This window comes from Ferruginibacter yonginensis, from assembly GCF_042651465.1.
Classification (GTDB): domain Bacteria; phylum Bacteroidota; class Bacteroidia; order Chitinophagales; family Chitinophagaceae; genus Ferruginibacter; species Ferruginibacter yonginensis.
Genome location: NZ_JBHSCZ010000002.1, coordinates 658025 through 669895, shown reverse-complemented (window position 1 = coordinate 669895; position 11871 = coordinate 658025). Strand labels below are relative to the sequence as shown.

Sequence of the window (11871 nt, the reverse complement as noted above, 5' to 3'; positions counted from 1 at the left end):
TTTTGATGTACTAAAACTTTCGTAGATAATTTTTAAACAAACTAAATAATTAAACATATGAAAATCAATGCATCAATTATTGGGTGGATTTTAGGTTGCGTAAGTAGCTTACAAGCAGTGGCTCAAACACCGCCTCCGCCGCCACCGTCAGGCGCTAACCAAAAGCAAACAGAAGAAATCATTATTCGTAAAAATGGCGAAAAAGATACCAAGGTTACAGTTGAAATTACAGGCGATAAAGTGTTGATCAACGGCAAGCCATTAGCTGAGTTTAATGAAGAGGGCATCACTATCAACAAAAGAAAAATGATCATGAGAGATGGTGAAAAAATGATGATCAATATTGATGGTAAAATGATTGACCTCGATAGAAATTTAGATGCTTTATCTAAAATCGACCCAAATTCAATTGGTGGTATTTCTATCTTTAAAGGCGATAGTCCATTTCGTAAAAGCGAAGCTACGTCTTACACTTTTTTGGGAGTGAGTACTGAAAAAAATGAATCAGGTGCTGCCATTGTTGAGGTAAGTAAAGAAAGCCCTGCTGAAAAAGCCGAACTACAAAAAGGCGATATCATTTATAAAGTAAACGATACGAAAATTGATGGCCCCGAAAGCTTATCAAACACTATAAGAAGTTTAAAAGAAGGCGATAAAGTGAAAGTGTATTATTGGAGAGCTGGTAAAAAGAAAGATGTAAAAATAACGTTAGGTGTACGAAAAGAAATTAAAATGATCCAAAACTTTAGTTACGATATGCCTAATGGCGGCAGAAAAATGTTCAGCTTTCCGGCACCTGGTAATATTGATGGTCCCGAAATGTTTGCACCAGATAATAAAACAATGATGTTTATTACTCGTAAACCAAAACTTGGTTTAAAAATTCAAGACATAGAAGAAGGTAATGGTGTAAAGGTTATTGATGTTGAAAGCGAATCAGCGGCAGCAACAGCTGGTATTAAAAAAGATGATATTATTACAGCTATTGCAGGCAAAACCGTTCAAAATACCGACGAAACTCGTGAGCAATTACAACAAAATAAAGAAGTGAATAGTTACGATGTGCAATTAAAAAGAAATGGTACTGATATGAAAGTAACTATCAAAATCCCCAAAAAATTAAAAACAGCTGATTTGTAAACAGCTACAAAAAATAAACAACACCGCTGCCAGCAAAAGCAGCGGTGTTGTTTTATGTAGTATACTTGTGATGTTGCAGTTATAACATGTATTTTTGCAGCAATGGCACAACATAAATATGAAGTGGTAATTGGGCTTGAAGTTCATGCTCAACTATCTACAAATACAAAATTATTTGCTGGCGATAGCACATCATTTGGTGCAGCGCCTAACACACATGTAAGTCCTATTACACTAGCACACCCAGGCACTTTACCCACCATGAACAAAGAAGTAATTGCATTGGCTATTAAATTAGGTATTGCATTACAATGCGATATTGCACCACTACATTACTTTGCTCGTAAAAATTATTTTTATCCTGATTTGCCAAAAGGCTATCAAGTAAGTCAACATACCAACCCTATATGCAACGGTGGTTTTGTAACCATCAATACAGCTAGTGGTGAAAAAAAAATACAACTTAACCGAATACATATTGAAGAAGATGCTGGTAAAAGTTTACATGATTTATATGATACACATACCGCTATCGATTTAAACCGAGCAGGTACACCACTTTTAGAAATCGTAACAGAACCTTGCATACACAGTGCCGATGAAGCATTTGCTTACATTACAGTACTCAGAAAAATTGTACGTTGGTTAAATGTGTGCGACGGTAATATGGAAGAAGGTAGCCTTCGTTGCGATGCAAATATATCTATTCGTTTAAAAGGTGAAACTACATTAGGCACAAGGGTTGAAGTAAAAAACTTAAACAGTATTCGCAATGTAAAAAAAGCAATTGAAGTAGAAGTTGATAGACTCATTGGCATTACTGAAGCTGGCGAAAAAATAAAGCAAGAAACAAGAAGTTACGATGCTGATAACAATCGAACTTTTTCGTTACGCAGTAAAGAAGATGCTGATGATTATCGTTATTTCCCTGAACCCGATTTACCTGCATTTGAAATAAGTACTGTTGATATCGAAGCCATAAAAAAAACCATGCCCATGTTGCCTAATGCATGGCAAACCCATTTGGTAAATACTTACGGATTATCATTGTATGATGCAGCCGCTATTTGTATTGATAAAGCTGATGCTGAAATGTATGAACGGCTTGTTACATTAACCAACAATTACAAATCAACTGCAAATTGGCTAATAGGTCCTTTCAGAAATTATTGTATTGATAAACAAACCAACCTCAGCGAATTTCCATTGAATGAAACAGCAATGGCTGATATCATTATGTATACTGATAAAGGAATGGTTCATTATAATGTAGCATCCACAAAATTACTAATGGCATACATTGATCATCCAAACAGTAATGCCGCTGCCTTAGCCCAGCAACTACAGCTCATTCAAGAAAATGATACAGATGCGCTAAGCAAATGGGTTGATGAAGCCCTTGCTGCAATGCCTGATAAGGTGAAAGAATATAAAGCAGGCAAAAAAGGTTTAATAGGCTTGTTTGCCGGACAAGTAAAAAAATTGAGCGGCGGAAAGGCTGATATGCAAACCGTTAACAAACTAATTGAAAGTAAACTATCATCTTAATAAAACATACAAATTAAAAATAATGAAACAATTAATAGCGGTTGTTGCAATGGCAACAATGGTTTTTGGATGTAAAGAAAAAGCGCCTAAAGATACCTTTACACTTAATGGCACTTTAAAAAATGCTGAAAATCAAAAAGTATATATAGATCAACTTTATTTCAGCGATAAAAACCCAGAAGTGTTGGATACAGCTGATGTAGTGAACGGAAAGTTTAGTTTTACTGTTAAAGGAAGTGAAGAAGGCTTATACCGACTACGTTTAGAAAAGCAAGATGCAGGCTATATATTTATTAACGATGCTACTACTATTGATTTTACAGCTGATGTAAAAGATATGAGTTTACAAGGGCCACAGTTTAATACAAAAGCTAATAAACTATTTCAAAACTTTTTAATAAACATCGATCAAAAACAACGCAACCTTAATACGTTGGGTGCAGCAATTGACACGTTACAAAAACAAAAAAATACCGACAGTTTAGTAAATGCAAAATCAGTTGCATTGAATGCACAAATCAATGATTTTAAAAATTTCGTTATAAAAAGTATCGATACTGCTTCTGACCCTGTTGTAGCAATGTTTGCTTTGGGTTACACCCGTGGTATTGACCCAAATGAACTTAAAACCGTAATACCAAATATGGTCAAGCGATTTCCGAATAACCAAGCAGTAGTCACTATCATTAATCAATACAATCAATTAATTGCCAAACAAAATACACCTGCAACAACATCGGGTAAACCAAGTGTAGGCATGCAAGCTCCTGATTTTTCAATGGCTGATGTAAACGGCAAACCAATCAGCTTAAGCTCATTAAAAGGTAAATATGTATTAATTGATTTTTGGGCAAGTTGGTGTGGCCCATGCAGAGGCGAAAACCCTAACGTGGTGGCTAATTACAATAAATTTAAAGATAAAAATTTCACCATTTTAGGTGTTTCGTTAGATGAAGATAAAGCCGCTTGGCAAAAAGCTATTGCAGCTGATAAACTTACATGGACCCACATAAGCGACCTCAAAGGTTGGGCAAGCCCAGCTGTTCCTTTATATGGTTTTGATGGTATTCCTTACAATGTTTTAATTGACCCACAAGGTAAAATTATTGCTACTGAGTTGAGGGGTGATGCACTAGGAAATACGTTGAGTAAATTATTAAAATAGTAAATATTTATTTTCTAATTCATTTAAAACCTACTTATAAAATACTTATTAATATTGTTCAAATTATAAAAATATATAAAAAACATAATAGCTAGTACAGGCATAATATTAATTCTATATAAAATGATAGGCTACTCAACAGAGCAGCCTATCATTTTATGTAATTTTAGTAACAATAACTAAAATTCAGTTACTTGACCGTAGGCAAGTGGCCTTCCGGCTGCATTACCGGTTAAATAACTAGAAATAATTTTTCTTGACCCTAATGTTATGCTACCAACACCAGTAGGAGTTATATTACCAACTTGAGTTATCAATGTTTGAGTTCCTGGCACTTTAATTCGAATTACATAACCACCACTATTTACATTTGTGTAAAATTTATTTTCAGCAACCGCTGTTTCCGTAGGAAATTTTCTATTGGTTATAGTTACACTATCAACAGGTAATGAATTATTTATTCTAAGGTATGTTACGTCAACTGTTTGATTAAACGTAGGAGATAACTGCCAAAAACGAACCTTAGTAATCCCAGGAGATGGAGGAACTAAAGTATCTTTCAACTTTAAAATTTTCACTTTACCATTCGAAATAGTGTCAAAAGTGATAAAAGTGTAAGAATCATTTACATTAAATGTAGTTGGACCTTCAGTAGCAATTACGGCAGCTGATGTATTTGTTTTTACTCCATTATCTAATTTAACTTTTACGGTTGTTGGTACACCAGTTATTACTCCCAAAAAACCAGAATTTGTATTGTAGCCAACAAAACCATTTGACCATAAACTATCATTTAAATATAAACTAGCTGAGGGAGCACTTACATTAATTGTTGCAGCATTTACTAAATTAATACTACCATAGTCCTGAGGAGTGGGGTTGTCTTTACCACAACTTGCGAAAATTATTACAGTGGTAAAAAATAAAGTATTTAAAAATAATTTTTTCATATTCAAAATTTTAATAATTAGGATTTTGTGTAACATTAGGATTAGCTTGAATTTCAGCAACTGGTATAGGTAAAGCAAACCTATAATCACCAGCTACTAAACTTTGCCAACCTGCACTTTCAACATCACCAGCCCCTAAATTTCTGTCAACATTAAAACCTTTACGTTTTAAATCAAAGAAACGGAAACCTTCAAAACATAATTCTCTGTAACGTTCGTCAAAAATAAAATTGATAGCATCAGCTTTAGTTGCAAATAATGGCGTACTAGAAAGCCCTAACCCACGTTGCGATCTTAATGCATCCAAATCGGCTGTACCTGCATTTGGTAGGTTGGTTAATTCAACGTTAGCCTCAGCTCTTATCAAATACATTTCAGAAATCCTAATTGCTTTAAAATCGTTAATTCTACCACCTAAAGATGATTGAAAGAATTTAAATACAACATAATTGTTAGCTAATGCTGCATTAAAAGTGGCGAAATAGGCACCCGGTCTTATGTCGGCTGCTGAATAAGCACTCCTTAGTTTGACTGAAGGGCTAAAATATACTGCATTAAGAGTAGTAGTATAAAGATTACCTAAAGAAGCACTATTTCTTTTAATTCTAAACAAAACTTCTGAGTTTAAAACAGCATCTTGCCATATACCCGTAAAAGCAGTTCCTGTTGCTAAAGGCCTTATACCTGAGTTTATAACTGCTGTGCTTGAATCAAAAGCTTTTTGCCACTCTTTTTTATATAAAGCAACCCTAGCTTGTAAGGCGGTTATACTAAGTTTATTCAACAAAGTATCACCAAAATTAGCAGTTGTTATTGCTGGCAATTGTTGGGAAGCTAACGTTAAATCAGCTTGTATTCTGTTTAATACTTCTAAAGAGGTATTACGTGGTGGTTTTGGATTGGTATTTGGATCAACATAGGTAAGCGTTAATGGAATACCTGGGCTTGTAGGATCATATGGCCCTTTTGCATAACGTTGTTGAAGCTCAAAGAAACCTAATGCCCTCAAAGCTGTGGCTTGGGCTCCAATTCTTACCACACGTAAGCTATCAGCTGATGTTGGCGCAGGAACTTTATTTAAATTGGCCAATACTAAATTACATGAAAAAATCATTCTGTAATTTGCTAACCAGCCACTAGTTACATCTCCTCCAGTTGTTGCATCCTGGCCGTATTGAAATCGATTAGCAAACTGGCCTTGACCACCATTATCTCTACCTAATCTAACTTCATCTGATAATAATGAATTGATATAAGCTGTTCCTTCACCGTCATACCTAGCATACGCACTATTCAAGGTATTTTGTAAATCATTAATTGTAACAAATGCTATTTCAGGTAAAATATTATCGGTTGGTTTTAAGTCAATTTGCTTCTTGCAACCAAAGTTGGCAATTACTGTTGCAATTAAAAAACCAATTATTAATTTATTTTTCATAATAAACAAGTTTAAATTTTTAGAAAGATATATCTAATCCTAGAGTGATTGAACGTGGATTTGGGAACTCTGACAATGATATATTATTATCATCTTCAGGATCATAACCTTTCCATTTTGTCCAAGTATATACGTTTTGAGCAGCTAAATAAAAACGCATAGCAGAAACCACTTTTGTTTTAGACAATGTACTAGTTGGTAAAGTATACCCTATGCTAATAGTTTTCAGTCTAATAAACGAGGCATCTTGTATATATTTTGAAGAAAAATTAACTGCATAGTTTGGGCTTTGAGTAGTTGCATTTACGTCACCAGGGCCTTTCCAAAAGTTAAGTGAAGCTGATTGGTTTAAACCTGCTGCCAAAAATGATGCAGGGTTTTCAACAAAAAACTCCAAATTATTTACCCTTTTTGAACCTTGTTGGTAACTAAAAAACACATCAAAATCAAAGCCTTTAAAATTACCTTTTGTACCAAAACCACCTTGGTAAGGTGCAAAATAAGTACCCCAATTTTGTGTTCTGTTTGAAGCACTATACACATTAGTTACGTTACCATTTACATCGAGGTATAAAGGTCTGCCTGAAGTCGGTTCAACACCAGCCCAACCTACTTCAAAATGACTACCTAATGGTTTACCTTTTGTAATTAAAGCTGTACCAGCATTAAAATCAGCTAAACCACCTAAATCAGTCACTTCGTTCTTGTTATAAGAACCATTGTAGTATACGCCAATTCTTACATTTGGCTTTTTAATGAAATCATAATTTATGCGTAATTCAACCCCTTTATTTGATATTGTTGCAGCATTTACTTGTCTACTCGTTACACCTGATGTTTGAGATAATAATTGAGTTGCATAAGCAGAGTTCGTCTCTTTATTGTAAACATCGATTGTACCATATACTTTGTCATTCCAAACTGAGAAATCAGTTCCAATATTTAATTGTTTAGTAAACTCCCAATTAGCATCAGGATTACCTACGTTGGTAAGAGCTTGTGTAAGATTACCACTACCGTCCGTTCCTAAATCATATGAAGGTATGTAACCAAAATTACCCAATGGGAAATTATCTGCATTTGCTGAAGTACCATAACTACCTCTTAATCTTAAAAGACTAACGAACTTTGAATCTTTTAAGAAGTCTTCTTTAACTAAGTCCCAAATTGCGCCAACTGAGTAGAAGTTTTTAAACCTATTTTCGTTTGGTAACTGTGATGAACCGTCGTATCTGTATGAACCAGAAATTGTGTACTTGTCATTAAAGGTATACTTACCTAATACAACTTGTGAAGCAATAGCTCTTTCTGACCTTGAACCGCCTGTAAGACCTACTAATTGGTTTTGAATTGTTCCTTGAAGTGTACCAGCAAGTGTATTTGGCCTTCTAAAATCAACACCATATGCTGTTAAAGATAAAAATTTCGAAAAACTGTGTATTGATTCTGTAAAGGCACTAACTTCTACCCTATGTTTGGTATTAAATAATTTTGAATATGTTAAACCTGCTCTTAATTGGTATTGAGCAAATCGATCTAAGTTTTCAGATTGTGAGCCTGATCTAATTCTAACATCCGTACTTGAAGTGTTGTAGAAAGTTCTAGGATCTGAATAGAAAGTTGCTTGAGTTTGACGATAATCTATACCAACCAAAGCAGATGCAGAAAGCGCATCAGTTATTTTGTAATTAAAATTGGTGCTTCCCACAACTTTTATTTGATCGCTGTAATTTTTATTGAAAAAATTATTTTGAACCAAATTTGCACCTGAGAACTGATTTCCAGTTCCTACAGCTAAACCATTTTGATAATCATTTGAGTTTTCAAAACCTGCTCTCCATAATCTTACAGTTGATGGTGTTAACCTAGAAGCCAAGAAAGGGTTTCTTAAATTGTTCGAAGTTGTAGATTCTTGGAACCTACGTTTTGTATAACCAATGTTACTACTAAACTGAATAGATAATTTTTTGTCTGAATAATCAGCATTATTACGCCAAGTGTACCTTTCCAAATCAGTTCTTTGTGTAATACCTTCTTCTTTGTAGTATCCAAAATTTGAATAAAGTCTTGTATTACCTGTACCACCAGACAAAATTACGTCTTGTCTTGTAAATGTACCTTTCCTAAAAAATATATCATCCCAATTAGAATTGATAGATAAAACACTATCCCTCCTAGCATTCAAAATTGCTTGTTGGGCTGGTGTAGAATTTATATATGCAGGGTTTTTTGGGGAGAAATTCCAACCAAATAAAAGTGCACCACCATTACCATTCAACCCAACTGCTAAAGCATAATCCTCTTGAGCTTGTAACAATTCAGCTGCGTTCATCATTCTATATTTACTAGTTGGAGGGCTTGTAATACCAGCTTGTGTTGAAAGTGACAATTTTAATTTTTCACCTGATCCCCTTCTAGTTGTAACTACGATAACACCAGCACCGCCTCGAGAACCATATAACGCAGAAGCAGCGGCATCTTTTAATACATCAACTGATTCAACATCATTAGAGTTCAAAGACTGAAACACACCAGCCTCAACAGGTATACCATCTACTACATATAGAGGAGTACTACCTCCAGTGATTGAAGTTAATCCTCTCAAAGTTACAGCCGCAGGGCTACCAGGTTGACCACTAGTTGACAACACCGTTAAACCTGGCACTCTGCCTTGTAATTGTTGATCAATAGAGGCAACCGCAGTATTTTTAATAGAACCTCGAGATACTCTGTCAGATGCACCTGTATAATCAGACTTTTTAATTTTTGCGTAACCAGTACTCACAACAACATCTTCCAACAAATTTTGTTTTGCTTTTAAAACAATTGCAAAACTAGATTCGTTTTTAATTTGAACCTTATTAGTTTCAAAATTTACACTACTAAAGCTTAAACTTTTTGTACCATTTGCTATTATGATGCGATAGTTACCATTTTCATCACTTTTAGTACCCTTACCATCAGATGAGGTTACAGATACTCCAGAAATAGGAGCTCCCTTTTCATCCACAATTCGCCCAGTAATGGTGCGATCTTGAGCAGCAGCATTTATAACAAATGCAAATGCTACTAACAACGTTAGAATTACTTTTCTCATTATACAGTTTTAGTTTATAGTGACAAATATATACTACATCAAATTAGTATGTTAAATAAATGACAACTTTTTTTATAAAATGCTGCCTTATATTAATAATTATCTATTTATTTTTCCCTTTTGCGAAAAATATTATTAACACAGGTAACAAAACCAAATTAGTAACGGTGGCTGTTAACAGGGTAACTGAAGTTAACCAACCAAGTGCAAAAGTGCCACCAAAGCTGCTTGCACAAAAAATAATAAAGCCTGCTGTTAAAACCAATGAAGTGTAAATAATACTTAACCCTGTTTGGTGGATGGTACTTTTTACGGCCATTGCTACATCACCATTATTTTCTGGCAATACTTGTTTGTAGTTTACTAAAAAACGAATGGTAATATCAATAGCAATACCCAAAGCCACACTAAATATGAGTACTGTTGATGGTTTTAATGGTACACCTACCCAGCCCATAATACCTGCTGTAACCAACAATGGCACTATGTTCGGTATTATGGAACAGAATAAAATTCTGAATGATTTAAACAAAAAAAGCATACAAAATGCAATTAACACAAAAGCCCAAGCAATACTTTCTTTTAAACCGTTGATAATGAATTTACTACCTTCTAAAAAGGTGATGCTGCTACCCGTGAGCGTAACCTTATACGTACTATCAAACAATTCATTGGAGCGTTTTTCAATTTTGTTCAACAAAACAGGTAACGCTTCTGTACCAACATCGGCCATGCTAATGCTGATACGGGTAGTTTGTGCACCGCTATCTAAAAACGAACGCAGTGTTTTTGAAAAGTTATTTGCCTTCGCATTACTTGTATCTTTTGAAGGTCGCAAATATTCACCTACAAAAGCACCATCAAATGTATTGGGTAATAAGTAATTAGCACTGTCGCCTTCATAAAAACCTTGCTTTGCAAATTTTAAACCTTCGGCAAGGCTGAGCGGTTTGGTCATTTCTTTTTGTTGACCAATAAACAATGCCAATGAATCTACCTTTTCAAAAATACTCAACGCCTTTACGCCTGATAAGCCACGACGTTTTTTTGTATCAACCATTATCTCTAAAGGCATCACACCACCAAAGTTTTTTTCAAAGTATTTTAAATCGAGGTAAATTCTATCTTTCTTAGGCAAATCATCTACAATATAACCTACGGTTTTTAATTTCATAACCCCTGCAATAGCTACTAACACTACAATAACTGTAATAACAACCACTGGTTTACGATATTGAAAAACCCATTTTTCAATACGGTTTAATGCTTTTTCAATTAACTGATTATTGAGGTATTTTAACTCATTTTTACTAGGCACTGGCAGCATACTCAAAGCACTTGGTAACAAAATAAATGAGATAAAAAATATTACCATAATACTAATACCAGCTACTACACCAAACTCTTGTAAAATTTCACTTTTTGTAAATGAAAATACCACAAACCCAATAGCAGCGGTAATGTTACAAAATAAGGTTACTACACCCATTTTACTTACCATGGCTACCAATGCATTGTTTTTTCTTTCTTTTGGTGATGGATTATCAACATCCTTTAAATAAGATGTATGGTACTTGTTTATAAAGTATATACAATTAGGAATACCAATAACCACCACTAATGATGGAATTAAAGCCGTTAATAAAGTAATTTGATAACCACATAAATACGTAGTACCTACCGTAAAAATTACACCTATTAATACCACTGCTAACGATAGTAATGTTGTACTGATAGATCGGAAAAAAAGCAATAATATCAATACACTTAACCCTAATGATGCTAATAAAAATAATTTCATTTCTGCCTTAACCCTATCTGCAATTAAAGTGCGTATTAAAGGCAAACCACTTGTATGTACTTCTACATTTGATGCGGTTTTATACTTTTCAATTTCAGCTTCAATGGCAGCAATTACAGCCGTTCTTTCTTTAGTGGCCAATACTTCTTTATTAACCTTTACAGCCATTAAAAAACTATTGGTGGCTTGGTTATATAATCGATCTTTATAAAAAGGTAAGCTGTAAAAAATGGCTTTAGCACTATCCAATTGGGCTTGTGAGGTTATGGTATCTGCAAATATTTTTACTACTGTTAATTTTTCGGTAGTACTATCTTTTTTTAAATTAAGTGCAGTAGGCACACTTAAAATATCTTCAACAGCCGGTATCTTTTTTAAATTTGTTTGTAAATTTTGGTAGGATTTAAATTGCGATAAAGTAAATAAATTTTGGGTGGTAACACCTACTACCAACAAATTACCATCATCTCCAAATTTCTTTTTAAAAGCTTGATAGTCTACATACTTTTGATTATCAGTAGGTATGGCTTTTGAAAATTCATAACTCAATTTAACCTTGCTTGCATAATACCCCATTAATACGGTAGATAATAATAGTAATAACAAAAAAGCTATTCTATTTTTAATTACAAACTTTGCAAGCGATTGCCACATATGTTAATCAGTTAAAAATTTTAAATGTAATATTTGTGCAAAGAAAGAGTAAAGTTGTTAAGCATCAAAGCAAAGCAA

At 34.0% G+C, this 11871-nt stretch carries 7 protein-coding genes; 3 read left to right on the top strand and 4 right to left on the bottom strand.

What is annotated here, in order from left to right; translation table 11 throughout:
• Window positions 1-57: 57 nt before the first annotated feature.
• The 3 genes from ACFOWM_RS10130 to ACFOWM_RS10120 all read left to right on the top strand — a co-directional run bounded on the left by ACFOWM_RS10130 (window position 58) and on the right by ACFOWM_RS10120 (window position 3853).
• On the top strand, window positions 58-1140 hold the full coding sequence (locus ACFOWM_RS10130) for a PDZ domain-containing protein (RefSeq protein WP_379709527.1): 1083 nt from the start codon (window positions 58-60) through the stop codon (window positions 1138-1140).
• 102 nt (window positions 1141-1242) lie between these two features.
• Window positions 1243-2688 (top strand): Asp-tRNA(Asn)/Glu-tRNA(Gln) amidotransferase subunit GatB, encoded by a 1446-nt coding sequence (gene gatB, locus ACFOWM_RS10125; RefSeq protein ID WP_379709525.1) that lies wholly within the window; start codon window positions 1243-1245, stop codon window positions 2686-2688.
• A 22-nt stretch (window positions 2689-2710) separates the two neighbouring features.
• Complete coding sequence (locus ACFOWM_RS10120; RefSeq protein WP_379709522.1) at window positions 2711-3853, top strand: redoxin domain-containing protein; 1143 nt, start codon at window positions 2711-2713, stop codon at window positions 3851-3853.
• A gap of 179 nt (window positions 3854-4032) precedes the next feature.
• Here the strand turns inward: ACFOWM_RS10120 and ACFOWM_RS10115 are convergent, their stop codons facing one another.
• The 4 genes from ACFOWM_RS10115 to ACFOWM_RS10100 all read right to left on the bottom strand — a co-directional run bounded on the left by ACFOWM_RS10115 (window position 4033) and on the right by ACFOWM_RS10100 (window position 11793).
• Entirely contained in the window at window positions 4033-4803 is a 771-nt protein-coding gene (locus tag ACFOWM_RS10115; RefSeq protein WP_379709520.1) for a DUF4397 domain-containing protein, read from the bottom strand.
• A 10-nt stretch (window positions 4804-4813) separates the two neighbouring features.
• Complete coding sequence (locus ACFOWM_RS10110; RefSeq protein ID WP_379709518.1) at window positions 4814-6241, bottom strand: RagB/SusD family nutrient uptake outer membrane protein; 1428 nt, start codon at window positions 6239-6241, stop codon at window positions 4814-4816.
• 19 nt (window positions 6242-6260) lie between these two features.
• Window positions 6261-9338 carry a SusC/RagA family TonB-linked outer membrane protein gene (locus ACFOWM_RS10105; RefSeq protein ID WP_379709516.1) on the bottom strand — a complete coding sequence of 1026 codons (3078 nt, stop codon included), beginning with the start codon at window positions 9336-9338 and terminating at the stop codon, window positions 6261-6263.
• 103 nt (window positions 9339-9441) lie between these two features.
• Window positions 9442-11793, bottom strand: coding sequence for an efflux RND transporter permease subunit (locus tag ACFOWM_RS10100; RefSeq protein WP_379709514.1), 2352 nt, complete (start codon window positions 11791-11793; stop codon window positions 9442-9444).
• Window positions 11794-11871 lie beyond the last annotated feature (78 nt).